Origin of the sequence: Microbacterium maritypicum (assembly GCF_008868125.1) — a bacterium.
GTDB classification, from domain to species: Bacteria; Actinomycetota; Actinomycetes; order Actinomycetales; family Microbacteriaceae; genus Microbacterium; species Microbacterium maritypicum.
In genome coordinates, this window is sequence record NZ_WAAQ01000001.1 from 1,409,617 (window position 1) to 1,434,080 (window position 24,464).

Here is a 24,464-nt window from a genome sequence, read left to right on the forward strand (position 1 = left end):
TGCCTATGAGTTCCGGAGGACCGTCCCAGCCGCAGCAGCCCTCGCCCTACGCCCCTCCGCCGGCATCGCCGCAGGTGTCGAGGCAGCCCTACATGCCCGCGCCATCCGCTAGTCCGCTTCCTGTGCCTGCGACCGGGGCTCCGTCCACCGGGTACGCCTCGTCTCTCGCGCAACCGACCCCGTACACGCCACCGGCTCCCGTGGCCCCGTCGCCGGCGGAGTCGCTTCCCGCGTTGCCCGTGCCCACCAGGAAGGGGCGCACGGTGTCGCTCTGGCTCTTCGGAGTGCTCGGGTTCCTGCTGATCGCGCTCGTGGGGTATTTCGTCTGGGCTCTCGGATCCTTCGCATCGGTCGTCGGCCTTGTGCTCGCGCTCATCCCGTTGACGATCGTGTTCCTCGGCGTGCGCCTGATCGACCGGTGGGAGCCCGAGCCCAAGCGACTCGTCGCGTTCGCCATCGCCTGGGGTGCGGTGGCGGCGGTCGGGCTCACCCTTCTCGTCGACACGGCACTGACCCTCCTGCTCGACATCCGATCGGAGGAGTTCACCGCCGTCGTGCAGGCACCCATCGTGGAAGAGCTCTGGAAGGGGCTCGGCGTCTTCCTCATCTTCCTGCTCGCCCGACGAGCCTTCGACGGCCCCGTCGACGGCATCGTGTACGGGGCGCTGGTCGGGGCGGGATTCGCGTTCACCGAGAACATCCAGTACTTCGGGTTGAGCCTGATCGAGGGCGGCGGTGAACAGCTCACCGTCACGTTCGTGGTGCGTGGGCTCTTCTCGCCCTTCGCGCATGCCATGTTCACCGCGATCACCGGTTTCGCGATCGGTCTCGTCGCCCGTCGGCATGGTTCGGCCCAGGCGGCGCTCGGCGCCGGGGCGCTGGGCCTGGTCGGGGCGATCCTCCTGCACGCGCTCTGGAACGGCTCCGCGACGTTCGCGGACTTCTTCGGGCTCTACTTCACCCTCCAGGTGCCGCTGTTCGTCGGATTCATCCTGTGCATCGTCGCCCTGCGTCGCGAGGAGGCCAGGCTCACCAGAGCACGCCTGGAGGACTACGCCGCCGCGGGGTGGTTCACGCCCGAGGAGGTGACGATGCTCGCGACCCCCGCCGGACGGAAGGTGGGACTGGCCTGGGCCTCGCAGCTGCGCGGGGACCGACGGCCTCTGATGCGCGCGTTCATCAAGGACGCGACCGCACTCGCCGCCGTGCGCCAGCGCGCGATCACCGGTCGGGATCCTCTGGCCGTGGACGACGAGCGCGCTCTCCTGATCCGCACCAGGGCTACCAGGGCGGCTCTGCTCTCCTACTGACACGGAGCGAGGCAGCGGGCCCGCCCCCCGGCAAGACTCAGCGCCCGGTGCTGCGGCGATGCCTGCGAGTCTCCCGGGCGCTGAGTTGATCTGTAAACAGGGTGCACCCGGCCCCGTGCGGGTGTCAAGAGCGTCTTGCCGAGGTTCGACGGTGCGTGCACGAGAGGTTCGACGGTGCGTGCACGAGGTGTTCGCTGTGAGCAGGTGCGCGCGCGTTGACCCCGTCCGTCGGCCTCGGGTTTGATGGAGACATGACTGAACGCACAAAGCCTGAGTTCGACGCCCCCAGCACCCCCGCTCCGGCGGACCTCGTCATCCGCGACATCATCGAAGGTGACGGCGCCGAGGCGAAGCCCGGCGACACGGTGACGGTCCACTACGCCGGTGTGGAGTTCGACTCCGGCGAGGAGTTCGACTCCTCCTGGAGCCGTGGCAAGACCCTCCAGGCCCCCCTGCTCAGCCTGGTCCAGGGCTGGCAGGACGGAATCCCCGGCATGAAGGTCGGCGGGCGCCGCGAGCTGATCATCCCCCCGCACCTCGCGTACGGCCCGGCCGGTGGAGGGCACTTCCTCTCCGGCAAGACGCTGATCTTCATCATCGATCTCGTCGCCGTCGGCTGACTTCGATCTTCTCCACGAGGCGCGCCTCTCCTTCGGGAAAGGGGCGCCTCGTGGCGTTCCGGAAGAGATTCTCCATTCAGGGGAATACATGCGACTGAATGTAAGTTGTCACAGTAGTCGCGGCAACGCGGCCCCTGTCCCTTGCCGCAGCAGCGGCTGAAGTCTCCAGAGGAGAAGCAATGACCAGCATCGACATCCCCGGCTACCGTCCCGGCACCTGGGTCCTGGACCCTTCGCACAGCGAGGTCACCTTCAGCGTGCGCCACATGATGATCTCGAAGGTGCGCGGCACGTTCGGCGTCAAGAGCGCGACGCTCGTGGCCCCGGAGAACCCCCTCGAGGCCAAGGTCGAGGCGACGGTCGACGTCACCTCGATCGACACCAACGACGAGGGCCGCGATGCGCACCTGCGCTCGGGCGACTTCTTCGACACGGAGAACTTCCCGACCATGGAGTTCGTCTCCACCGGTGCGCGCGTCAAGGGCGATGACCTGTACGTCGACGGAGACCTCACGATCCGCGGCATCACCAAGCCGGTCAGCTTCGAGCTCGACTTCGGTGGCTTCGGCACCGACCCGTACGGCAACTACAAGGCCGGCGCTTCGGCCAAGACGGTCATCAACCGTGAGGACTTCGGCCTCACCTGGAACGCGGCGCTGGAGACCGGCGGCGTGCTCGTCGGCAAGGACGTCACGATCAGCCTCGACCTGCAGGGCGCGCTCCAGCAGGACTGACCCCGTTCGCGCGGTCGCCGGAACCCCGAGCCCGTCAGGGCTCGGGGTTCTCTGCGTCATAGTCGTGGAACCGACGGCTGCGGCGCGCGAGCATGGCGACGAGTGCGATGACCAGGACTCCGCCGAGAAGCGGCGGGAACCAGAGGGTGGTCAGGGTCGCGAGCGTCCCGGCGTAGAGAGCCCCGACTCGCGGACCCCCGGCGACGACGACGATGAACAGGCCCTGGAGGCGTCCGCGCATCGCGTCGGGCACCGCGGCCTGCATCATCGTGTTGCGGTAGATGGAGCTGACGTTGTCCGAGGCGCCGGACAGCGCGAGCGCGACGCACGCGGCGACGATCAGCGCGACGTGGGGCGCGTTCTCGCTCGCCGGCGCGGAGAAGGCTCCGATGAGCAGCACCAGGCCGAACAGCAGGATGGACGCGCCGTAGGCCTGCACAGCCCGAGCGATGCCGCGGCCGTGCCAGCGGTACTGCACGACGCGGCCCGAGAACAGGCTCGAGGCGAACGTGCCGACCGCGACGGCGGCGGTGAGGATACCGGTGGTGAGTGCACCGCCGCCGAGGAGCACCGTGCCGAGGGCGGGGAAGAGCACGAGAGGCTGCCCGAACGTCATCGCGATGATGTCGATGATGTACTGCATCCGGATGTTGCCGGCCTTGCGCAGGAATCGCCAGCCGTCGACGAGCGACTCGAGGCCCGGACGGACGACCGCGCCCTCCGGCCTCAGTGACGGCAGCGTCCACAGGCCGAGGAACATCGACAGCATCAGCACGACGTCGATCGTGTAGGTCCACCCGTAGCCGGTGAGGGCGACGAGCAGGCCGGCCAGCGCCGGCCCCGCCATCACCGTGAGTCCGAAGGCCACACCGTTGAGGGCGGATGCGGCCGCGAGCTTGTCGCGAGGGATGAGGCGAGGCACGATGGCGGTGCGCGTGGCCATGCCCACCGAGTTGGCGGCCGAGTTGATCATGCTCAGGACGTACAGCCACCAGATCGTCTCCATGCCCGTCCAGGTGAGCGCCGCGAGCAGGGCGGTGGATGCGAAGGTGATCGTCGCCGCGATCAGGGCCACACGGCGTCGGTCGAACGCGTCAGCGAGCATGCCGCCGTACAACCCGGCGAGGATCATCGGCACGAGGCCGGCGACCGCGATCATGGAGACGGCGAAGGTGTTCTGCGTCAGGGCGAACACATGGAGCATCACCGTGACGATGGTGAGCTGGCCGCCGATGCCGGCGAGGGTGGATCCGATCCACATCCGGGCGAATGCCGGGCTGGACCTCAGGGGGGAGAGGTCGATCAGGTGGCCGCGGCGGGCGCTCACTCGTCGAACTTCTTCTGCACCTTTCGAGCCTAGTTGAACCGTGCGGGCCTCCCTCCCGGCCGGTGGCGCCGGAGGCAGTCGCCGGCTGGTAGACTCGTCAGGTTGCCGTTTGATCGGCCGCGGATAAAGAGAGCCCACGTATCAGGCGTCGGGCGCCGCGCAACAAGCAGAGAGGGGATCGAATCTATGGCACTGGAAGCAGACGTCAAGAAGGCGATCATCGAAGAGTACGCGACGCACCCCGGTGACACCGGATCCCCCGAGGTGCAGGTCGCAATGCTGACGCAGCGCATCAAGGACCTCACCGAGCACCTCAAGGAGCACAAGCACGACCACCACTCGCGTCGTGGGCTGTTCCTGCTCGTCGGTCAGCGCCGTCGTCTGCTCGGCTACCTCCAGGACATCGACATCGCGCGCTACCGCTCGCTGATCGAGCGTCTCGGACTCCGCCGCTAAGGCACTGCAGACCTGCGTACAATCGCGCAGAACATTCTTGAGAAGGCCGCCCCACGGTGTGGGGCGGCCTTCGTCATGTCCGGGGACGTGCGGGCAGGGCGGACGGCACCTGCAGATCGACCGGGCGGCAGCGGATCACGAGACCCACGACGAGCGAGAGCGCCGCGGCGCACACCATCATGAGGACGAGACTCGCGGTCCACCCGCCCGTAAGGTCGTGCAGCACGCCGACGAGGAGGCTCCCCGCGCCGGCGAAGGCGTAACCGACACCCTGCGCGACGGCCGACAGCGTCCCCGCGGAGGCCTCGTTCGCGGCGAGCATCACGATGAGCGCCAGGGAGAGCCCGAAAGCCGCACTCTGGACGGCGCCGAGCACGACCGTGATCGTGATGTAGGACTCGTCACCGGAAGCGAGCCAGGTGAACGCCGCGAACATCACGACGCCGAGCGCAGGACCGAACCAGCGCAGCACCCCATGGCGTCGCGCGAGAATCGGTGCGACGAGCGTCGGGCCGAGGCCGGCGATGCTGGTCAGGGCGAGCAACCAGCCCGCGGTCTGGGCATCCACTCCGCGATCGCCGAGGATGCGGGGGAGCCAGGAAGCCACGGCGAAGAACAGCATCGCCTGAAGTCCGAACATCGCCGTGACGAGGGCGACGGTCGCTCGTGCGGATCGGGGGAGCGTCATCCGCGAGGTCGTCGGCGATGGTGCGTCCGAGTTCAGTGCGACGCCGATCATGGCGCCCGCCGCGATCAGCGCGGGGACGGCCCACAGTCCGAGTGCCACGGCGGGTCCGCCGGCCGCGTTGCTCAGCGGCACCGTGAGCCCTGCCCCCAGCGCGGCGCCCGCGCTGAAGGACATGCTGCTCAGTCCGATCCAGAGTCCGCCCGCATGAAGGGACTTCAGGTACTGCGGAAGCAGCGTGCCCGCTGCCATGATCGACACTCCGGCGAGGAACGTACCGGGGAGCATCGCTCCGGGGATGAGCACCCGCAGCGCGAGAGCGCCCGCCAGGGCCACCATGGTCCAGATCAGCGCCCTGGTCACGCCGAGTCGACGGGCGAGCAGGGGGCCGATCGGCGCGCTCAGGCCGAAGGCGATCACCGGCAGCGTGGCCAGCAGGTTCAACTGCACCGGAGCGAGGTCGAACGCCGCCCTGGTCGGCTCGAGCAGGGCGGCGACCGAGGTGATCGCCGGGCGGAGATTCAGTCCGATCAGCAGGGCTGCGCCGAGCCCTACCGCCCGGTCGCGGAACTCGCTGCCTCGGCGCTCAGAGCGCGAGGACACGAAGGCCATCGGCGACCACACGGCCGTCGTGGATGACGAGACGATCGGTACCCCGGTCCATCACCGCGCTGGTCGGCGTCTCGCCGTCGACCAGGAGCAGGTCGGCGCGATCGCCGACCGCGAGGCCGGGCCGATCGGTCACGCCGGCCAGGCGCGGCGAGGCGTGGGACATGATGCTCGCTCCGCCCATCGTCGCGACCGCGAGCGCCATCTCGATGTGGTCGTCACGGCGGAATCCGTTCGTGAACGCGAGCTGCCACGTCCGGTCGAGCATGTCGGTGTTGCCGTAAGGGCTCCAGTAGTCGCGCTGACCGTCCTGGCCGAGTCCGATCCGCACCCCGGCTTCGACGAGCTGCACGAGCGACAGCTGGTTGCTGGTCGAGGGGGCCACCGTCGCCATCGAGATGTCCAGCTCGGCGAACTCCTCGATCAGTCGACGACTGGTGGCCTCGTTCACGGAGCCGAGCTCGTAGGCGTGCGACATCGTGACCTTGCCCTGCATCCCGAGCGCGCGCGTGCGCTCCATCACGAGCTCCGTGCTGAACACTCCGAGCGCTCCCGGCTCGTGCAGGTGGATGTCGACCTCGACCTGGTACTTCTCGGCGAGTCCGAACACGATGTCGAGATGGCGCGCCGGGTCCCGGTCGAGCTGTGACGGGTCGATGCCGCCGATCACGTCGGCGCCCTGCTTGAGTGACTCCTCCAGGTAGGCGACGGTGCCCTCCTCCCGGAGGATGCCGGCCTGCGGGAAGGTCATGACCTGCACGTCGGCGTGCGCGGCGAACTTCTCCTTCGCGGCCATGACGGCATCGAACTTCTCGAGCCGGCAGTCGACGTCGACCTGCGCGTACGAGCGGACGCGGGTCGTACCGCGAGCGATCATCCGCTCGAGGGTGCCGGCCACTCGCGTGGGAAGATCGATCTCCGCCGTGCGCCAGTTCTCGCGGTCGTTCATCATCATGCCCCAGACACCGGGCGCCCCGGTGTGCGCCCGGAAGGGCAGCCCGATCCGGGTCGAGTCCAGATGTACGTGCACGTCGCTGAAGGATGGCAGCAGGAGTCGCCCCCGTCCGTCGATGTCGTCTGCGGCGACGGGCGCCTCCTCGTGGGGACGGATCCGGGTGATGCGCCCGTCCTCGATCAGGACATCGGAGGCGGAGCCGCCCCACGGGCGCACGTCACGAATCAGCATGGACTTTCCTTTCTTCGGGGGAGCCGAACCGCGACGCGAGGTCGGCGGCTTCAGCGAGATGATGGCATGCGGCGTCGCCGGTGGGAACCTGTTCCACGCACTGCCGGCGCCGATCCTCGTCGAGGAGGGGGAGCACAGGGCATCGCGTGCGGAACACGCACCCGCTGGGCGGGTTGGACGGGTGGGGGAGATCTCCGACGAGACGGATCCGACCGCTGCGGTCGGCCGTCGGGTCCGGGCTCGGCACGGAGGACAGCAGCGACTGCGTGTACGGGTGCTGTGCAGCGCCGAACACGGTGTCTCTGGTGCCGTGCTCCATGATGCGTCCGAGATACATCACGGCGACCTCGTCGGCGAAGTGCTTGACGACGGACAGATCGTGAGCGATGAACACGTACGAGATACCGGTGTCGGCCTGGATGTCCTGGAGGAGGTTGATGACCTGCGCCTGCACCGAGACGTCGAGGGCGGATACGGGTTCGTCGCAGATCACGACGTCGGGCTCCAGGGCGAGCGCTCTGGCGATTCCGACGCGCTGCTTCTGCCCGCCCGAGAATTCGTGGGGAAAGCGGTTGTAGTGCTCCGGCCGCAGACCCACACGGTCCATCAGTGCCGACACCCGGTTCTTCATGCCCTCCTTGGGCGAGATGCCCTGGGCCTGCAAGGGCGCCGCGATCGCGGCGCCGACGCTCTGCCGGGGGTTCAGCGACGACGAGGGATTCTGGAACACCATCTGCACGCGCCGACGGAACTGCTGCAGATCGGCGCCGCGGAGCTGCGAGACATCGGCACCGTCCAACAGGATGCGCCCCGAGGTGGGGGTGAGCAGGCGCATCAGCAGTCGTCCGGTGGTGGACTTCCCGCAGCCGGATTCGCCGACCAGCCCCAGGGTCGATCCGCGCTCGAGGGTGAAGGAGACGCCGTCCACAGCCTTCACCTGCGAGGACCCGCGCAGGAATCCCCTGCTGACGCTGAAGTGCTTGGCGAGGTTCTCGACCTTCATCAGCGGCTCGTTCATCGGACGACCTCCTGCAGATCGAGTGCGGGGATCGGGGCATCGACCTCCGTGAGATGGCAGCGGGCCCGGTGCCCGGAACCGACCACCGTGAGGGCGGGGCGCTCGGTGCGGCACCTGTCGTCAGGGACGAGAGCTGCGACCGGGCAACGATCGGCGAAGAGGCATCCCCGGGGGGAGGTCGAGCAGCGAGGGCGGGAAGCCGGGGATCGGGGTGAGACGCCCGGCCTCGTCGACCATCGAGGGCATCGACGCGAGCAGACCCTGGGCGTAGGGGTGGGCGGTCCGGAAGAACAGATCGTGAACTCCGGCCTCTTCCACGCACTGCCCGCCGTACATGACCACGACACGGCGGCAGACCTCGGCGACCACACCCAGATCGTGGGTGACGAAGATGACGGCGGAACCCGTCTCCGCCTGGAGAGAGCCGATCAGATCGAGGATCTGTGCCTGCACGGTGACATCGAGCGCCGTGGTGGGCTCGTCGGCGATCAGCAGCTCCGGTTCGCAGATCAGAGCCATCGCGATCATCGCGCGCTGCCGCATGCCGCCGGAGAACTCGTGCGGATACGAGTCGTAGCGCGCGACCGGATCGGGGATTCCGACCCGGTTCAGCATCTCGATCGCCTGGGCCTTCGCGGCCTTGGCACTCACTCTGTTGTGCACCCGGTAGGCCTCGGCGATCTGTCGGCCCACGGTGTAGAACGGGTGCATCGCCGACAGCGGATCCTGGAAGATCATCCCGATCTTGCGGCCGCGATAGGGACGCATCTCCTTCTCGCTGAGCGGCACCAGATCGGTGCCGTCGAACAGGACTTGGCCGGTCACCGTGGCGTTGGTGCCCTTGAGAAGCCCCATCAGGGTCTGGCTCGTCACGGTCTTGCCCGAGCCGGACTCGCCGACGATGCCGACGGTCTCTCCGCGCTGCACGACCAGGTCCATGCCGTTCACGGCATTCACCAGACCGTCGTCGGTGGGGAATGCCACCCGCAGGTCGCGGATGTCCAGGATCGGCGTGGTCATCAGTTGACCCTTACTCTCGGGTCGACGCTCGCGTATACGAGATCGACGATGACGTTCGCTGTGATGATGAAGAAGGCGGCGAGCATCGTGATCGCCATGGTCACCGGCAGGTCTCCCGATGTCGCGGCGCGCACCGCGGTGAATCCGAGACCGGGGACGGAGAAGATCTGCTCCGTCAGGACGGCACCGCCCAGGAGAGCGCCGATGTCCAGGCCCAGCATCGTGATGATCGGGGTGATCCCCGCCCGGACGCCGTGCGTCGTGATCCGACCGGGGCCCAGCCCCTTCGCGCGGGCGGTGCGCATGTAGTCCTCGCCGAAGGTCTCGATCATGTTGTTGCGCGTGATGCGGATGTACTGCGCGCTGAACAGGATCGCCAGCGCCACCCAGGGCAGCAGATAGTTCGTGAACCACGCGCCGGGGCCGGCCGGGCCGAACGGAGAGGAGATCTGATTGCTCGTGAAGGGCAGCCAGTGCAGCACGCTCACGAACACGAGCAGGAGCAGGAGCCCCGTGACGGGAACGGGGAGCGACACGCCGACGGAGGCGGCGCCGACGATGAGCTTGTCGGTTGCCCTGCCCTTGCGCAGAGCCGCGAGCAATCCCAGACCGACGCCGACCACGGTCCACAGCACGACGGCGCCGACCGCGATCGAGATCGTGTAGGGGAGTGCCCGGACGATGACGTCGGTGACGTTCTCGTTGGTCTGGAAGGACTTGCCCAGGCACGGCCAGGCGCACACCTGCTCGGCGCCCGGAGCGCCGATGAGCCGCTCTCCGAAGAGGCCGCTGAGGTAGGTGAAGTACTGCACCAGGAACGGCTTGTCCATGCCGAGGGCGACGCGCGCCTGGGCGATGCGGTCAGGGGTGCACTCCTGTCCGCAGGCGGCGGCCGCAGGGTCTGCGGGGCCGACCTGGAACAGGGCGAACGTCACGAAGCTCACGACGAGCAGGAGGATGACCAGCGCGGTCACGCGGCGGACGATGAATCCGAACATTTCTGTCCCGTACGGGGCCGACCGATCGCGCGGTCGGCCCCGTCCTTTCCGGAGGTGTCGTGTCGGCCGTTACTGCTCGACGCCGATGGTGGACAGATCGATGCTTCCGAAGAAGTACCCCACCTGGGCGTTATGGATCTTCGAGCCCACGACGCTGTTGGTGAAGGTGCGGATCAGCGGGACGAGCGGGTAGGACTCCATCGCCTCGTTGTACAGCTCGGCCCACTGGGTGTTCAGCTCTTCCGAAGTGCCGTTGGTGTTGCGCAGCTCGTACATCTCGCCGGAGAGCGTGTCGTCGAAGAAGCGGGAGATGTTGCTGAAGCCGTAGGTCGTGCCGTCCAGGCTCGGTCCGATGTTGGGATCGACCGTGGTGCGTGTCGAGCCGGATGCCGCACCGCCGCACCAGCCTGCGCGTGCGATGTCGGGCATCTCGTCGCTGGCCAGCACCGTGTAGTAGTTCGCCGAGGGGATCGGCACGAGCTGCAGGTCGATGCCGAGCTCCGTGAAGTTCTGCTGAAGCACGGTGCCGAGGTTCTTGTAGCGGTCGATCGCGTTCGAGTAGCCGTAGGTCAACGAAGCGGGGACGTCCTTGCCCTCGAGGAGCTTCTTGGCGGCGTCGAGCTGCGGGGCGCCGTCGATGTCGAGGTCGGTGGTCTCGGCGACGTACCCGACCTGGGCGTCGTTCAGGTACGAGTTGGTGAGCTTGCCGAAGCGTGCTCCGCCGTACTGCACCTGGATCGCCGCACGGTCCATGGCCAGCGCGAGAGCGTGACGCACCTCGGGGTCCCTGATGGTCTCGGTGTTGAAGTTGAGCACGTCGGTGCAGCCGAGCAGCCCGGACGCGGTGCGGTCGGCGACGGATGCCTCGGTTAGACGCGCCGTGTCCGATGCCTGGAGTGCGCCGTTCGAGTCGAGCGTGATCGCGGTGGGATCGGCGTCGGAGATCAGCTGTTGGCTGATCGTCGCCTGCGCGGTCGACAGCGAGAACGTGAACGTGTCCGGCAGCGCGGTGCGGTTCTCGTCGGTCGCGGGATCCCATGAGGGGTTGCGCACGAGCTTCAGCTCGCGGCCGCGGTCGTAGCTCTCGATCATGTACGGGCCCGACGAGATCGGGTGGTTCGTGTAGTCGAGCATGGTGTCCTTGGCCTGCGGCACCGGTGCGGTGTTCGAGCGGGACACGAGGGCAGCGAAGTCGGGGTTCGGCTGCTTCAGGTGGAACACGACCGTCTTGTCGTCGGGGGTCTCCACGGCGGTCAGGTCGCCGCCGCCGGAGTACGGGCCCTTGTAGTCGTCGGCGGCGAGGGCGGAGTTCAGCTCCTTCGGCGCCTGCGTGAAGACGTCGCGCGCGAAGGTGCGGGCGATGCCGTACTTCACATCGGCGGCGGTGATCGGCGTGCCGTCCTCGTACTTCAGGCCGTCCTTGAGCGTGTAGGTCCAGGTGAGGCCGTCTTCCGAGGCGGTGCCGGTGTCGGTCGCCAGATCGGCGACGATCGTCGGCGGCTCGCCCGCGGTCTCCTTCGCCATCGTCAGGGTGCGGTAGTAGAGCTGGCCGACGTTCGCGGTCTGCACGTAGTTGCTGTTGCCGGGATCGAGGGTCATGAAGTCGCTCGACATCAGCACGTTGACGTTGCCGCCGGCTTCATCGAAACCCGGCTGGACGATGTGCGCGGCATACGGATCCTTCGAGCCGGTGGGCGCGGACTGCCCGTTCTGGGCGGTGACGCTGGTGCAGCCGGTGACGACCAGGGCGATGGCCACGGTCGCAGCGGCGAGCAGGGGACTGCGGTGTCTCATGACTCGTTCTCTTTCGGTGAGGGTCGGGTGTTCGGGGTCGGGAGGGTCAGTTGCGGGAGGCCTTGGGATCGAGCGCATCGCGCACGGCGTCGCCGAGAAGGTTGAAGGCGAGCACCGTGATGATGAGGGCGGTGCCGGGCACGATGAGGAACCAGGGGTCGCTGAGGTACCAGTTGCCTGCCTGGGCGGCGTTGAGCATCTGCCCCCAGGAGGGGGTCGGGTCCTTCACGCCGACGCCGAGGAACGACAGCGCGGCCTCGGCGGAGATGTTCGCGGGGATCATCATGGTCGCGTAGACGAGGACGACACCGAGGACGTTCGGGATCACCTGACGGAAGATGATCGTCCGGTGCGAGGCGCCGTACGACTTCGCCGCCTCGATGTACTCCTGCTCGCGGATGCTGAGCACCTGCCCGCGGACGACCCGTGCCAGGTACGCCCAGCCGAAGAAGCCGAGGATCAGAACGAGCGACGCGATCGGAACGAAGCTGCCCTGGCCGAGCGGGGTGTCCCGCAGCCGGGACTGCAGGATCGGGGTGAGGGAGAGCACCAGGAGCAGGTGCGGGAACGCCAGGAACAGATCGATGATGCGGCTGATGACCATGTCGACCTTGCCGCCGAAGTAGCCGGCCGCGGCGCCGAGAACGGTGCCGAGGACGACCGAGACCACGGTCGACAGGAGGGCGATCAGCAGGGAGACCTGCGCTCCGTAGGCGATGCGCGCGAAGATGTCGCGTCCGAGTCCCGGCTCGACGCCGAGCCAGTGCTCCACCGACGGGTACATGTATGCGGGCAGGGGCAGGCCGGGGGTGTTGAAGTTGTCGAGGACGTCGGGCCCGGTGTTCGTGGTGAACGGGTCTTGGCCTTCGATCGCGACCAGCACGGGGGCGAGGAGGGCGAAGAGCACGATCGCGACCACGACTCCGAAGGAGACGAGGGCGACCGGACTCCGGCGGATGCGCAACCAGGCCGTGCCGAGAAGCGAGCGTCCGGTCGCGATCTTCGGCGGCGCTGTGGGCAGCGCCTCCGTCTTCGGGGTCAGCGTCTGGGAGTCCGTCACGATCTTCCTTGATGGTTCGGGGAGCGGGTGCTCAGAATTGTATACCAGCGTTCGCGATGTTGGGATACCAAAATTCAGAAAATCCCGAGTTTCAGTCTTAGAAGTCGACGGTGCTTGAAGAGCTGGAGTGGCGTGGGGTAGATTTTGGATACCAAATCGCATCTCAGATCATCGGGGCTCTCATGCGCACACTTCTCACCGCCGACCACGTGCTGGTGTTCGACGGCACCTCCCACCGGGAGATCCGGACGGGGGCCGTGGTCGTCGAAGACGATCTGATCGTCTTCGCCGGTCCCGCTGAGAGCGCGCCGTCCGACATCGACGAACGCATCGACCTCGGCGAGAGCCTGCTGATGCCGGGGCTCATCGATCTGGATGCGCTCACCGACATCGACCACCTGATCCTGGACGCCTGGGGTACACGCGAGCAGGCTGCTCGTCTGCAGTGGTCGGAGGAGTACTTCGATGCGCGGCACCACGTCTTCGACGACGATGAGCGCGCTCGCATCCGCGAGATCGCCCTCGTGCAGCTCGCCCTGCACGGCATCACGAGCTACATGCCCATCGCATCGGAGGTGCACTCGGTCTGGGCGGAGTCGGCGGCCGATCTGCACCGGATGGCGTCCTTCTCGCGCACGCTCGGTCTGCGCGGATTCCTCGGCCCGTCCTATCGCTCGGGCGTGAACGTCGTCACGGCCGAGGGTGAGCGTGTGGTGCGCTTCGCGCCGGACGAGGGAGAGGCCGGGCTCGCCGACGCCGTCCGCTTCCATGACGAGATGGCCGCGCTCGGCGACCCACTGCTCACGCCGGTCTTCCTGCCCTGCCGTATCGAGACGCTGACTCCCGAGCTTCTCTCGGCGACGGCCGTGGCGGCTGCGGAGCGTGGCGCGATCGTGAGGTTGCACGCGTTGCAGGGTGAGGTGGAGCGCGAACTGATCCTGGAAGAGCACGGCTGCACGCCGCTCGACCTGATCGAGGAACGAGGGCTCCTGAACGATCGCCTCATCGTTCCGCACGGCGTGTTCCTCGACGTGAACCCGCGTGTGCACGGTGAGGACAGGGGCGATCTCGCCCGTCTCGTCGCGGCCGGGGTGTCGATCGTGCACTGCCCGTTGACCAACGCGCGCTACGGCTCGGAGCTCGAGACGTTCGGGCGGTATCGCGATGCCGGGGTGAATATCGCCCTCGGCACGGACTCGTTCCCGCCCGACCTCATCCGCGGCATCGACACCGGTGTGTCGGTTGCGAAGGTGCAAAACGGCAGTCTCGCTGCCGGTGACCTCGCCGGATACGTCGATGCGGTGACGCTCGGCGGTGCGAAGGCGCTCCACCGAGCGGACCTCGGTCGGATCTCCGTCGGCGCCCAGGCCGACCTGACGGCCTTCCGACTGGACGACGTGCGGATGGGTGCTGTGGAGGACCCGCTGCGCACTCTGGTCCTCAACGGCACGGCCCGCGATGCCTGCCTGACGATGGTCGCCGGCAGGGTCGTCATGCGCGACGGCAGGATCGACGGCATCGACCTCGACGCGATTCGCGACGACACGCAGATCCTCTTCGCGCGTATGCGGAACGCCTACACTGGGCGCGACCATCGGTGCGGAACGACGGGCGAGCTCTTCCCTCCGGTCTTCCCCCTCCATGCCTGACATCCCGAGAGGTTCCGCGATGAGTTCCGACAGCACGATCACCGATGGATCCGCCCTCGCCGAGCGGGTCTATCGCGGCGTGCTGCACAGGATCATCGTCGGGGAGCTCACGCCGGGGGCGTGGCTGAAGGAGAGGGACCTCTCCGAGCGGTTCGAGGTCTCACGCGTGCCCGTCCGTCAAGCGCTGCAGCGTCTGGAGACCGAGGGATTCGTCGTCGCCACGCGCAACAAGGGAGCCAGTGTCACTCCGGTGACGAGAGCCGACGTCGAGGAGCTCTACGACGCGCGTCTGTGCATCGAACCCTATGCCACGCGGCACGCCGCGCAGCGTGTGCACTCGGGAGCAGCCAGCGCCGATCGGCTGCGCGAGCTTCTCGAGCGCGCTCTCGCGCCGGGGGAGACGGTGGAGCTGGGGGAGTCCAATCTCGGCTTCCACCTCGAGATCGTCCGGCTCTCGGGGAACCGCATCCTCGAACGCAGTCTCGCGCCGATGCTCGGTCGGATGCAGTGGATCTTCGGGATCACGCATGCCACGCGCGAGCAGGAGCACGCGGTGGAGCATCAGCAGCTGCTCGATGCGATCGTCGCCGGTCGCGGAGAGGTCGCCGCCGCCCAGGCCTACGCGCACATCGAGCAGGGTCGAGAGCCCATCATCGAAGCCCTCGCCGAGGCGCTCCACTGGTAGCGAGGGGTTGACCCCCTCCCGGGTTTCCGATAGGAAAGTAGAAAGCTTTCCATACGGAAAGTGGAGGAGGTTCGACGTGCAGCAGAAGCCGATTCCCGGTCAGGATGCCCTCGATCCGCCCGATGCCGACGTCGCGCGCCAGTATCTGGCGGCCGCGGATGCGGTGGTGGAGCGCCGGGACCGTGCCATCGACCGACGCGCGCTCGCCGGGCTCCAGATGGTCAATGCGGCTGTCACGGCCGGGTATCTCGTGGCGTTCGCGCTCGTCCTCCGGCAGGACGACGTCCTCGCCTCCCAGGTGATCCTGTTCACGTTCCTGGTGTGGGTGCAGCTGGCGAGCGGGATGGCTCAGCGCCACGGGATGCAGTGGCGCTGGAGTGCTTCACGGTGGCCGCTTCTTCTGGGTGGCGGCGTCGTTCTCGTCGGCGCGGTCCTCGTGTTCGGATTCGTGGCGTTGGATACGAGGCTCCCCGTCGGCATGCTGCTCATCCCGGCGGGCTTGGTCCTGGTGGGTATAGGAGGTTACGGCGCGGTTCAGCTCGTGCGCGCGGCCGGTGATCCGCGACCCCCGCGGCCTTCACCCCTCGCGCTCCCCACCGCCCTTCGGTGGGGGACTGTTCTCGTCGGCGTCGTACTCGGTGTGCTGACCATGCTCGCCGGAGCGCCCGACGGTGTGCTCAGGAGCGTGATCACGCTCCTGGTGATGCTGGCGCTGTTCACCTGGCTGGTGGTGTTCAACACACCCGTGGGCCTGCCCGCCGTCGGGGCCTCGTGGCGCTGGCCGCACGTCACGGCCTTCCTTCTGGCGGCCTGCGTCCCCGTGGCACTCGTGCTCGGCGGAGACGTGCTCGGTGATCGGGGGCTCGCGGGCGTCGTCGGCGGCGCGGTCGTGATGGTGCTCGTCATCGTCGCGTCCTTCATCCCCGGGCGGGCGAGCCGTGGCTGAGTCGCCCCCGAGGCCCCATCCGCGGACGCAGCTGGACGACAACTTCGCCTCACCGATCCGGTTCTCGCTCATGGCCGCGCTCGGTGACGGCATGGAGCTCGACTTCCCGGCGCTCCGCGACATCCTCCAGTGCGGCGACTCGCCCCTGAGCAAGGCCATCACGCATCTGCAGGCAGCCGGCTACGTGCTCGCGCGCAAAGGCACCGTCGGGGGCCGTTCGCGCACCTGGGTGCGGTCGACGAAGACGGGACGTGACGCCTTCGCGGCGCATCTCCAGGCGCTGCGCGAGATCGTCGCCCTCGGCGGCGCACAGATGCTGTGACCCTTCGGTCAGACCGGGGCGCCCACGAGGTCGGCGTGGTGGATGGCGGCGACGTCGGGGTGCGCGCGCAGACGTGATTTGAGCGCGTTCTCCCCGTAGAGGGCGTGGATGGGGTTGCTCGGGTCCTCGGTCACCCCTTTCGCCTCCGCCGCCAGTTCCTCCGGCAGCTCGATCAGCGGCAGGCGCTTGTCGAGCGCAGGGTTGAAGAAGAACGGGATGGAGATCCGCTCGTCCGGTGCCTGCGGCGACACCACGCGGTGGTTCGTGGCCTTCAGGTAGCCGCCGGTGGCGTACTCCAGCAGCTCTCCGATGTTGACGACGAACGCGCCGGGCACCGGGGGAGCGTCGACCCACGCTCCGTCGCGTTCGACCTGCAGGCCGCCCTTGCCCGGCTCCACCCAGAGCAGGGTGAGCACGCCGGAATCCTTGTGTGCACCCACGCCCTGCTGCGGCTCCGGCTCGTGGGTTCCCGGGTAACGGACGATCTTGATGAGCGTCGACGGCTCACCGAAATGCTCGTCGAAGTAGGACTCGTCCGCGCCCAGAGTCTGCGCCCAGGCGCGCAGGAGCTTGCGCGCGACCTCGGACAGCGTTTCGTGCCACTCGGCGACGACGTCCTTGAGGTCGGGCTGCGCCGACGGCCAGAGATTGGGGCCGATGAGCCGGTTGAAGGCGGGGCCGTCGTCGACGGGCTGGCGCTCGGGGCCGATGTCGATCTGCTCGCGCCAGTCGACCTTCCCCTGTGTCCGCTCGCCGCCGATGCGGGTGTAGCCGCGGAAGTGCGGGCTGTTCACGTTCTCGATCGCGAGCTTCTCCTCGTCGGGAAGCGCGAAGAAGTCCAGGGCCGCCCGGTGCAGTCGCTCCTCGAGTTCGGGGGAGATCCCCGTTCCCGTGAGGTAGAAGAATCCGACGTCGTGCGTCGCCGCACGGAGGTCGTCGCGGAATCGTGCCGCGGCGTCGGGGCCTTCGTCGAGCTGCGAGAGGTCGAGGATGGGGAGCGAGAGTTCAGCCATGGACAGAGGCTACGTCGCTCGCCCGGGGGTGCGATCCTCTGTTGCGCTCCGTTACTTCCGGTGCGTGCGTTCGGAGCGCTGTCGTGACGGTGCTAGAGTCTCTGAGGTAAGGGCTGCCTTACCTCAGTCACCGCCAGAGAGTGTTCTTCCGTGCTCGCCACTTTTCTCATCGGGCTCCGCGAGGGTCTCGAAGCCGCGCTCGTCGTCGGCATCCTCGTCGCCTACCTCCGTCGCCTCGGCCGGCAGGATGCGCTGCCGAAGATGTGGGCCGGAGTCGGCCTCGCGATCGCGCTGGCGCTGGGCATCGGCGCGGTACTGACCTTCGGCGCCTATGAGCTCACGTTCCAGGCGCAGGAGCTGATCGGGGGAGGGCTCTCCCTGCTCGCCGTCGCGATGGTCACCTGGATGATCTTCTGGATGCAGCGTGCCGGTCGCAGCATGAAGGCGACCCTGGAGGGCGGTATCGACCGCGCCCTCACCGCGGGCGGCCTGTGGGCGCTCATCGCCATCGGCTTCGTGTCCGTCGCTCGCGAGGGCATCGAGACGACCCTGCTGCTGTGGTCGATGGTCCAGTCGTTCGGCGATGCCCCCTCGGCGCTCCTGGGCGCCCTGCTCGGGCTCGTCGCAGCCGTGATCATCGGCTGGCTGATCTCGCGCGGTGCGCTGCGCCTCGATCTGCGTCGCTTCTTCGCCTGGACCGGCGGCTTCCTCGTCATCGTCGCGGCCGGCGTCCTGGCCTACGCGTTGATGGACCTGCAGGAGGCGGGGGCCCTTCCCGGGCCGTTCACGGCGCTGGCGCCCATCGACGCCGTGACCGGCGGCGTTGCCGTGGGTTGGACCGCGTTCCCCTTCGGGTGGGCGTTCGACGTCTCGGCGACGATCGCCCCCGGTGGGCCGCTCGCCTCGATCCTGCAGGCGACCGTCGGCTTCATGCCCGCGATGACGTGGCTTCAGGTCATCGGATGGGTGCTCTACATCTCGATCGTCGGATGGCTCTACATCCGCGGTCTCCGCTCGAGGCGTCCGTCGAAGCCGCACGGCTCGACCGAACCCTCATCCGAATCCCCCTCTCTCTCACAACAAGGAGCAGCATGACCACCTCGCACCGGATCCTGGGGGTGCTCGCCGCCACGGGAGCAGCCGTCCTCGTCCTGAGCGGCTGCGTCGCGAAGAGTGACGCGCAGGCCACCGCGGCCTTCGACGTCTCGTCGACCGCCACCGACTGCGCCGTGTCCGCGGCGACGGCGAAGAGCGGGACGCTGACCTTCAACGTCAAGAACGACACCGATCAGGTCTCGGAGTTCTACCTGCTGGCCGAGGACGGGCTGCGTATCGTCGGAGAGGTCGAGAACATCGCCCCCGCGGCATCGCGCACGCTCACGGTCGTCGCGCAGCCGGGAGACTACTTCACCCTCTGCAAGCCGGGCATGATCGGCGACGGCGTCGGCAAGACGGCGTTCACCGTCACCGGAGACCGCGTCGCGGTGGACGGCCCTGATGCCGAGCAGAAGCAGAAGGCCGTCGATCTCTACGCCGCGTTCGTGAAGGACCAGGTGGGTCAGCTCGTCCCGGCCGTCGAGGACTTCGTCGCCGCCTACGAGTCCGGTGACGACGAGACCGCGCGCACGCTCTTCCCGCAGACCCGCGCGTTCTACGAGCGCATCGAGCCCGTGGCCGAGGCGCTGGGCGACCTCGACCCGCGCATCGACTACCGCGAGGTCGACGCGGTGGCCGAGGGGCTGGACTGGACGGGCTTCCACCGCATCGAGAAGGACCTGTGGGTCCCGGCGCAGGATGCGCTGAACGCCGACGGCGAGACCCCGGCATGGCAGGACTGGGCGCCGTCGACGCCGCAGGAGCGCGCCGACTACGGCGACCTGCTGCTCGCCGACGTGCAGGAGCTGTACGACTACGTGCACTCGGACGCTTTCACCACCGCGCTCGACGATCAGGGCATCGGCGGCATCTCGAACGGAGCGATCGCGCTGCTCGACGAGGTGGCCACCGGGAAGATCTCCGGTGAGGAGGACTGGTGGTCGGGCACCGACCTCTACGACTTCGCCGCGAACGTCGAGGGCTCGAAGATGGCGTTCTCGCTGGTGCAGGACTTCGCCGTCGCGCAGGGTGATGACGGCGAGGCTCTGGTCGCTCAGATCGAGTCGGGCTACGCCGCCCTCGAGGAGTCCCTCGCCGCCCATGGTTCCCTGACCGACGGTTTCGTGGGTTACTCGGAGCTGACCGAGGCGGACAAGCGCGAGTTCACCGATCTGATCAACGCCCTGGCCGAGCCGCTGTCGCAGCTCACCAGCACGGTCCTCGACTGACCAGCGTCGCGCTGGACTGACCGAGTACGATCACGGACGTGAACGAACCAGAAGCGGGTGCCGCACCCGAGGAATCATCGACGGGCGCGGCATCCGCTCCCTCCGGGCTGAGCAGGCGAGGCCTTCTGGGCCTCGCCATCGGCGGGGGCGTCGCAGGGCTTGCAGTCGGCGCCGGCGCCGGGCTCACCGGCGGGGTGGCGATCGGCCGGGCGCGCGCAGCGGAAGACGCGCATTCCGCGTACGAGTTCTTCGGCGCCCACCAGGCGGGCATCACCACTCCGGTGCAGGATCATCTGCACTTCGCGAGCTTCGACATGATGCCGCGGACCGATCGCGAAGACCTGATCTCGCTGCTGCAGGACTGGTCCTATGCCGCATCGCGCATGGTGCAGGGCCTCGAAGTGAGCGCGACGGGTGCGGTGGGCGGGCCGGCCGAGGCTCCGCCGGACGACACGGGAGAGGCTCTCGGGCTTCCGGCGGCCGGACTCACGCTCACATTCGGCTTCGGGCCCGGACTCTTCGAGAACGAGGACGGCGACCGCTACGGGATCGCCGCGCAGCGTCCGGCAGGCCTCGAACGTCTGCCCGCCTTCCTCGGAGACGATCTCGATCCGCAGACCTCCCACGGCGACCTCTGCATCCAGGCGTGCGCCGACGATCCGCAGGTCGCGGTGCACGCGATCCGCAACCTCAGCCGCATCGCCTTCGGGCGCGCGCGCCTGCGCTGGTCGCAGCTCGGGTTCGGCAAGACGTCGCGCACCACAGCGGCGCAGGCGACGCCGCGCAACCTCTTCGGGTTCAAGGACGGCACGGCGAACATCCTGGCCGACGACACCGAAGCACTCGCCGACCACGTCTGGGTGTCCTCGAACGACGAGCCGGCGTGGCTGTCCGGCGGCTCGTATCTCGTGGCGAGGAAGATCGCCATGCTCATCGAGACCTGGGATCGAGTTCGTCTGTCCGAGCAGGACAACATCATCGGTCGCGACAAGGGCGAGGGGGCGCCGCTCTCGGGCGGGGACGAGTTCACCGCCCCGGTCTTCGACTCCACCGCGATCGATGCGAACAGCCACGTGAGCCTCGCGCATCCCGATCAGAACGACGGCATCCGCATCCTCCGCCGGGGCTACAACTACGTCGACGGGAACAATGCGCTCGGCCGGCTCGACGCCGGACTCTTCTTCCTGTCCTATCAGCGCGACCCTGCGCAGTTCATCTCGTTGCAGCGACGGCTCTCGACCGACCTGATGAACGAGTACATCCGCCACGTCGGCTCCGGGATCTGGGCTGTGCCGGCGGGGGCGGAGCCGGGATCCTTCGTGGGCGAGGCCCTGTTCGCCTGACGGGTCAGGACGCGCGCGCGAGCGTCTCCACCGCGAAGGCGGCGATGTCGTCGGCGCCGAAGTGGTCGTCGGCGGTGATCGTGACCACGGCGTCGTCGACGAAGATCAGCAGCTGACCGTGGGCGCCGTGCAGCCGCCAGGCCGGGCCGGGGCCGGCCCATCCCGCCAGAGCGTATCTCTCATAGATCGCACCTTCCCCGGCGGCGCCCCAGTCGCTGTGCATCTGGTCGATCCACGCGGAAGCGACCAGCCGGCGCCCCTCCCATACGCCGCGATCGCGGATCAGCAGGCCGAGACGGGAGAGTTCCTCCGTGCGCAGAGGAAGGCCGCCCCCGGCGAGGATGCGACCACGGGGGCTGCGCTCCCACTCCACGTCGTCGATGCCGAGCGGGGCGAACAGGCGGGGGACGAGGTAATCGCCCACGTCGCCCACGCGTGCGGCCAGGGCGGCCATCGCGGTGTAGGTGCTCGCATTGGAGTACTGGAAAGTCCGTCCGCGCGACGGTCGCCGCAGGAACTCGCGCGCGAGGTCGGGCCAGTCGGTCATCATCGTCTCGGACCAGGGCAGATCGACGCCGCTCGTCATGGAGAGCAGATGCCGCAGAGTCACCTCGTCGACGCCCTCTCCGAGCTCGAAGCCGGGAAGATACGTCGACACGGGCTCGTCGAGGGACACAGCGCCCTCATCCGCTGCCATCCCCGCGGCGAGTACACAGACGCCCTTCGCGATGGAGTGGACGTCCTCGCGCACATCGGCGGTCCACCGGTGCTGGGCGGTGTCGGGCGCCACGCGCACATGCAGGCCGTGGGCGCCGAATCCCGAGGACTCCACCTGTTCGACGATGCGGTCTCGGACGGTCTGCGCGCGGGTCACGCTCTCGAGGTTATCGCCCGCCTCTAGCGCGGTCGCCGCGATCCGGTCGGGTCATTCCTGCGGCCCTCCTTGGAGGCGAGCTCCGGATCGGCGAACAGCCAGCCCGGCCGCGGTTCGACCAGCGGGCGGAACACCCGTCTCACCGGTCTTGTCGCCAACGCGAGCGCGATCACGACCGACAGGATGGTCACGAGCGGGAGCCAGATCCAGGTGGGCTCCAGGTCGCGCAGGATCCCGCTCTCCCGGAACGGGTAGAGCACGAACGAGTGCAGCAGGAACACGTACATCGTGTACTGACCGAACGTCGTCCACCTGTGCGCGCCTCGGGGGACCAGGCAGAAGAAGGCGGCGCTGAGGATGACGGCGAGCAGCATCAGGAGGATCCGGACACCGCCGGCCCACCACTGCTCACCACCGAGGTCCGCATAGGAGTCCTCGTAGAAGAGCCAATGGCGCAGGTCGATGGCCTGCCACACGGGAAGCCAGTTCCAGGCGGCCCAGCCGATCGCCGCGAAGATCGCGACGGCACCGGCGCGCAGCCACCACGGACGGAAGTCGAGGAGTCTGAACCTGTCGACGATGTCGTGCTCGCGAAGCCACCAGCCGAGTGTGAAGAACGGCAGCAGACCCAGGGTGCGCGAGAGCGAGAAGGTGCTGTCGATGTTGGGCAGGTAGCCCACGCCGACCGAGATCACGATGGTCCACAGCAGGGGCCAGCGCAGCAGGGCGAGGTAGGGGAGCACGAGTCGGAAGATGCCGAGGGCGAGCAGGAACCACAGCGTCCAGCTCGGCCGGGTGAGGTTCGGGTCGGCCTGGCCTTCCACGAGCCATTTCGTGAGCGTCCAGAGCGTCTCGAAGATGACGTAGGGGAGGATGATGTCGGTGATCACCCTGGCCATCTGCGTCTTGGTGGGGGAGCCGGACTTCGAGAAGTAGCCCGAGATGATCGCGAACGCCGGCATGTGGAACGCGTACAGCGCCAGGTAGAAGGCGAAGGCGATGTCGGAGTCGTAGATGAGGCGCTGGATGGCATGACCGAGGACGACGAGGACGATGCAGACGTAGCGGGCGTTGTCCCAGAACGGCACGCGCCTGCGCTTGCGGGGAACCGATCCTGTGGGGGGACCTGCGATGTCGGCGCCGGCACTGCTCATCGTTCGAGGGTACAGGCCGGGAATAAAGTTGCTGTGAGCGCGTTGACACAGATACATTCAAATGAATAGAAGCGGATGCGAGTCGTCCGGTTCGGAGACACGGAGCAATCATGAGCGAGCAGTCAGGCGCGCAGGCGATGCAGTTCGGCATCATGTCGGTCAGCGACATCACCCGCGATCCCACCACGGGGATCACCCCGAGCGAGCAGGAGCGCATCAAGGCCACGACGGCGATCGCGGTGCACGCGGAAGAGGTCGGGCTCGACGTCTTCGCGATCGGCGAGCACCACAACCCGCCTTTCTGGTCCTCCAGCCCCACGACCTTCCTCGCGGCCCTGGCCGCGCAGACCGAGCGTCTGATCGTGTCCACGTCCACGACGCTCATCACCACGAACGACCCGGTGCGCATCGCCGAGGAGTACGCGATGCTCCAGCACGTGTCCGACGGTCGCATGGACCTCATGCTCGGTCGTGGCAACACCGGACCGGTGTATCCGTGGTTCGGCCAGGACATCCGCCAGGGACTGCCGCTCGCCATCGAGAACTACGCGTTGCTGCACAAGCTGTGGCGTGAGGACGTCGTCGACTGGGAGGGCAAGTTCCGCACGCCGCTGCAGGGCTTCACTTCGACCCCGCGTCCGCTCGACGGCATCGCACCGTTCGTGTGGCACGGCTCGATCCGCACGCCCGAGATCGCCGAGCAGGCGGCCTACTACGGCGACGGCTTCTTCGCGAACAACATCTTCTGGCCGAAGGAGCACTACCAGCGTCTGATCGAGCTGTACCGTCAGCGCTACGCGCACTACGGACACGGCACGCCCGAGCAGGCGATCGTCGGGCTCGGCGGTCAGGTGTTCATGGCAGCGAAGTCGCAGGACGCCGTGAACCAGTTCCGGCCGTACTTCGACAACGCACCTGTCTACGGTCACGGTCCGAGCATGGAGGACTTCACCGAGATGACGCCCCTGACGGTGGGATCACCGCAGCAGGTCATCGACCGCTACGCCGCCATGCGCGAGCACTACGGCGACTACCAGCGTCAGCTGTTCCTCATCGACCACGCCGGTCTGCCGCTGAAGACGGTGCTCGAGCAGCTCGACATCCTCGGTTCGGAGGTCGTTCCGGTGCTCCGCAAGGAGATGGCGAAGGACCGCCCGGCATCCGTGCCCGACGCGCCGACCCACGCGGCGCGGGTGACGGCCGAGTTCGGCGACGGCCCGACCCGACAGGCGCGTCCCGGTGCGAACCGCGGCGACAACCTGACCGGCGACTCGCCCTACCAGGACAGCCCGGCCCCCGCCGGTGCGGCGTTCGGACTCGCCCGGAAGGAGGCGTGA

Annotated in this window: 23 protein-coding genes; 12 read left to right on the forward strand and 11 right to left on the reverse strand. The window is 68.0% G+C overall.

Annotated elements, in window-relative coordinates; translation table 11 throughout:
* Positions 1–5 precede the first annotated feature (5 nt).
* The 3 genes from F6W70_RS06790 to F6W70_RS06800 all read left to right on the forward strand — a co-directional run bounded on the left by F6W70_RS06790 (position 6) and on the right by F6W70_RS06800 (position 2,664).
* Positions 6–1,310, forward strand: coding sequence for a PrsW family intramembrane metalloprotease (locus tag F6W70_RS06790; RefSeq protein ID WP_318278824.1), 1,305 nt, complete (start codon positions 6–8; stop codon positions 1,308–1,310).
* Between the two features lie 251 nt (positions 1,311–1,561).
* Positions 1,562–1,930, forward strand: coding sequence for an FKBP-type peptidyl-prolyl cis-trans isomerase (locus tag F6W70_RS06795; RefSeq protein WP_151486229.1), 369 nt, complete (start codon positions 1,562–1,564; stop codon positions 1,928–1,930).
* A gap of 179 nt (positions 1,931–2,109) precedes the next feature.
* Positions 2,110–2,664, forward strand: coding sequence for a YceI family protein (locus F6W70_RS06800; protein WP_017830940.1), 555 nt, complete (start codon positions 2,110–2,112; stop codon positions 2,662–2,664).
* Between the two features lie 34 nt (positions 2,665–2,698).
* Here F6W70_RS06800 and F6W70_RS06805 read toward each other — a convergent pair whose 3' ends face one another.
* A complete protein-coding gene (locus tag F6W70_RS06805; protein ID WP_151486230.1) occupies positions 2,699–3,991 on the reverse strand; it encodes an MFS transporter in 1,293 nt (430 codons plus the stop codon).
* A 186-nt stretch (positions 3,992–4,177) separates the two neighbouring features.
* Here F6W70_RS06805 and rpsO point away from each other — a divergent pair, with 186 nt between their 5' ends.
* Complete coding sequence (gene rpsO / locus F6W70_RS06810; RefSeq protein WP_017830938.1) at positions 4,178–4,447, forward strand: 30S ribosomal protein S15; 270 nt, start codon at positions 4,178–4,180, stop codon at positions 4,445–4,447.
* A 73-nt stretch (positions 4,448–4,520) separates the two neighbouring features.
* Here rpsO and F6W70_RS06815 read toward each other — a convergent pair whose 3' ends face one another.
* The 7 genes from F6W70_RS06815 to F6W70_RS06845 all read right to left on the reverse strand — a co-directional run bounded on the left by F6W70_RS06815 (position 4,521) and on the right by F6W70_RS06845 (position 12,817).
* Complete coding sequence (locus tag F6W70_RS06815; protein WP_151486231.1) at positions 4,521–5,744, reverse strand: MFS transporter; 1,224 nt, start codon at positions 5,742–5,744, stop codon at positions 4,521–4,523.
* Positions 5,719–6,927, reverse strand: a complete 1,209-nt coding sequence (locus tag F6W70_RS06820; RefSeq protein WP_055872779.1) for an amidohydrolase — start codon at positions 6,925–6,927, stop codon at positions 5,719–5,721. Before F6W70_RS06820 ends, F6W70_RS06815 begins: the two co-directional genes overlap by 26 nt.
* Entirely contained in the window at positions 6,914–7,945 is a 1,032-nt protein-coding gene (locus tag F6W70_RS06825; RefSeq protein WP_151486232.1) for an ABC transporter ATP-binding protein, read from the reverse strand. Before F6W70_RS06825 ends, F6W70_RS06820 begins: the two co-directional genes overlap by 14 nt.
* 120 nt (positions 7,946–8,065) lie before the next feature.
* Positions 8,066–8,965: an ABC transporter ATP-binding protein gene (locus F6W70_RS06830; protein WP_318278825.1), complete on the reverse strand. Its 900-nt coding sequence runs from the start codon at positions 8,963–8,965 to the stop codon at positions 8,066–8,068.
* Positions 8,965–9,963 (reverse strand): ABC transporter permease, encoded by a 999-nt coding sequence (locus tag F6W70_RS06835; protein WP_151486233.1) that lies wholly within the window; start codon positions 9,961–9,963, stop codon positions 8,965–8,967. Before F6W70_RS06835 ends, F6W70_RS06830 begins: the two co-directional genes overlap by 1 nt.
* Positions 9,964–10,032: 69 nt before the next feature.
* Positions 10,033–11,757, reverse strand: a complete 1,725-nt coding sequence (locus tag F6W70_RS06840; protein ID WP_151486234.1) for an ABC transporter substrate-binding protein — start codon at positions 11,755–11,757, stop codon at positions 10,033–10,035.
* Between the two features lie 46 nt (positions 11,758–11,803).
* On the reverse strand, positions 11,804–12,817 hold the full coding sequence (locus F6W70_RS06845; RefSeq protein WP_235563080.1) for an ABC transporter permease: 1,014 nt from the start codon (positions 12,815–12,817) through the stop codon (positions 11,804–11,806).
* A gap of 182 nt (positions 12,818–12,999) precedes the next feature.
* On the opposite strand from F6W70_RS06845, the gene F6W70_RS06850 reads away from it, so the two are divergent.
* From F6W70_RS06850 to F6W70_RS06865, 4 genes are all read left to right on the forward strand, one after another.
* The gene (locus F6W70_RS06850) at positions 13,000–14,466 is read left to right on the forward strand and encodes a chlorohydrolase family protein (protein WP_151486235.1); all 1,467 of its coding nucleotides are present in this window, start codon (positions 13,000–13,002) and stop codon (positions 14,464–14,466) included.
* A gap of 19 nt (positions 14,467–14,485) precedes the next feature.
* The gene (locus F6W70_RS06855; RefSeq protein WP_055872768.1) at positions 14,486–15,151 is read left to right on the forward strand and encodes a GntR family transcriptional regulator; all 666 of its coding nucleotides are present in this window, start codon (positions 14,486–14,488) and stop codon (positions 15,149–15,151) included.
* Between the two features lie 76 nt (positions 15,152–15,227).
* On the forward strand, positions 15,228–16,097 hold the full coding sequence (locus F6W70_RS06860; protein WP_151486236.1) for a hypothetical protein: 870 nt from the start codon (positions 15,228–15,230) through the stop codon (positions 16,095–16,097).
* Positions 16,090–16,419: a transcriptional regulator gene (locus F6W70_RS06865; protein ID WP_017830936.1), complete on the forward strand. Its 330-nt coding sequence runs from the start codon at positions 16,090–16,092 to the stop codon at positions 16,417–16,419. The genes F6W70_RS06860 and F6W70_RS06865 overlap by 8 nt, the downstream gene beginning before the upstream one ends.
* Positions 16,420–16,427: 8 nt before the next feature.
* Here the strand turns inward: F6W70_RS06865 and F6W70_RS06870 are convergent, their stop codons facing one another.
* Complete coding sequence (locus tag F6W70_RS06870) at positions 16,428–17,432, reverse strand: isopenicillin N synthase family dioxygenase (RefSeq protein ID WP_151486237.1); 1,005 nt, start codon at positions 17,430–17,432, stop codon at positions 16,428–16,430.
* Positions 17,433–17,582: 150 nt separating this feature from the next.
* Between F6W70_RS06870 and efeU the strand changes: the two genes are divergently transcribed.
* Genes efeU through efeB form a run of 3 tightly spaced genes read left to right on the forward strand, consistent with a single transcriptional unit; the run spans position 17,583 to position 21,099 of the window.
* Complete coding sequence (gene efeU, locus F6W70_RS06875) at positions 17,583–18,527, forward strand: iron uptake transporter permease EfeU (protein WP_151486238.1); 945 nt, start codon at positions 17,583–17,585, stop codon at positions 18,525–18,527.
* Entirely contained in the window at positions 18,524–19,756 is a 1,233-nt protein-coding gene (gene efeO, locus F6W70_RS06880; protein ID WP_141386362.1) for an iron uptake system protein EfeO, read from the forward strand. Before efeU ends, efeO begins: the two co-directional genes overlap by 4 nt.
* 38 nt (positions 19,757–19,794) lie before the next feature.
* Positions 19,795–21,099 (forward strand): iron uptake transporter deferrochelatase/peroxidase subunit, encoded by a 1,305-nt coding sequence (efeB, locus tag F6W70_RS06885; protein ID WP_318278826.1) that lies wholly within the window; start codon positions 19,795–19,797, stop codon positions 21,097–21,099.
* Positions 21,100–21,103: 4 nt separating this feature from the next.
* Here the strand turns inward: efeB and F6W70_RS06890 are convergent, their stop codons facing one another.
* Positions 21,104–21,973 carry a serine hydrolase domain-containing protein gene (locus tag F6W70_RS06890; RefSeq protein ID WP_151486239.1) on the reverse strand — a complete coding sequence of 290 codons (870 nt, stop codon included), beginning with the start codon at positions 21,971–21,973 and terminating at the stop codon, positions 21,104–21,106.
* Between the two features lie 23 nt (positions 21,974–21,996).
* Positions 21,997–23,127: an acyltransferase family protein gene (locus tag F6W70_RS06895; protein ID WP_151486240.1), complete on the reverse strand. Its 1,131-nt coding sequence runs from the start codon at positions 23,125–23,127 to the stop codon at positions 21,997–21,999.
* 110 nt (positions 23,128–23,237) lie between these two features.
* Here F6W70_RS06895 and F6W70_RS06900 point away from each other — a divergent pair, with 110 nt between their 5' ends.
* Positions 23,238–24,464, forward strand: coding sequence for an LLM class flavin-dependent oxidoreductase (locus tag F6W70_RS06900; RefSeq protein WP_151486241.1), 1,227 nt, complete (start codon positions 23,238–23,240; stop codon positions 24,462–24,464).

Bases quoted from the DNA above. Each gene is read 5' to 3' on its own strand.
- F6W70_RS06855 (WP_055872768.1), top strand. From the start codon at position 14,486: ATGAGTTCCGACAGCACGATCACCGATGGATCCGCCCTCGCCGAGCGG.
- F6W70_RS06835 (WP_151486233.1), bottom strand. From the start codon at position 9,963: ATGTTCGGATTCATCGTCCGCCGCGTGACCGCGCTGGTCATCCTCCTG.
- F6W70_RS06795 (WP_151486229.1), top strand. From the start codon at position 1,562: ATGACTGAACGCACAAAGCCTGAGTTCGACGCCCCCAGCACCCCCGCT.
- F6W70_RS06820 (WP_055872779.1), bottom strand. From the start codon at position 6,927: ATGCTGATTCGTGACGTGCGCCCGTGGGGCGGCTCCGCCTCCGATGTC.
- F6W70_RS06870 (WP_151486237.1), bottom strand. From the start codon at position 17,432: ATGGCTGAACTCTCGCTCCCCATCCTCGACCTCTCGCAGCTCGACGAA.
- F6W70_RS06825 (WP_151486232.1), bottom strand. From the start codon at position 7,945: ATGAACGAGCCGCTGATGAAGGTCGAGAACCTCGCCAAGCACTTCAGC.
- rpsO (WP_017830938.1), top strand. From the start codon at position 4,178: ATGGCACTGGAAGCAGACGTCAAGAAGGCGATCATCGAAGAGTACGCG.
- F6W70_RS06840 (WP_151486234.1), bottom strand. From the start codon at position 11,757: ATGAGACACCGCAGTCCCCTGCTCGCCGCTGCGACCGTGGCCATCGCC.
- F6W70_RS06815 (WP_151486231.1), bottom strand. From the start codon at position 5,744: ATGGCCTTCGTGTCCTCGCGCTCTGAGCGCCGAGGCAGCGAGTTCCGC.
- F6W70_RS06830 (WP_318278825.1), bottom strand. From the start codon at position 8,965: ATGACCACGCCGATCCTGGACATCCGCGACCTGCGGGTGGCATTCCCC.
- F6W70_RS06900 (WP_151486241.1), top strand. From the start codon at position 23,238: ATGAGCGAGCAGTCAGGCGCGCAGGCGATGCAGTTCGGCATCATGTCG.
- F6W70_RS06850 (WP_151486235.1), top strand. From the start codon at position 13,000: ATGCGCACACTTCTCACCGCCGACCACGTGCTGGTGTTCGACGGCACC.
- F6W70_RS06790 (WP_318278824.1), top strand. From the start codon at position 6: ATGAGTTCCGGAGGACCGTCCCAGCCGCAGCAGCCCTCGCCCTACGCC.
- F6W70_RS06800 (WP_017830940.1), top strand. From the start codon at position 2,110: ATGACCAGCATCGACATCCCCGGCTACCGTCCCGGCACCTGGGTCCTG.
- F6W70_RS06895 (WP_151486240.1), bottom strand. From the start codon at position 23,127: ATGAGCAGTGCCGGCGCCGACATCGCAGGTCCCCCCACAGGATCGGTT.
- efeO (WP_141386362.1), top strand. From the start codon at position 18,524: ATGACCACCTCGCACCGGATCCTGGGGGTGCTCGCCGCCACGGGAGCA.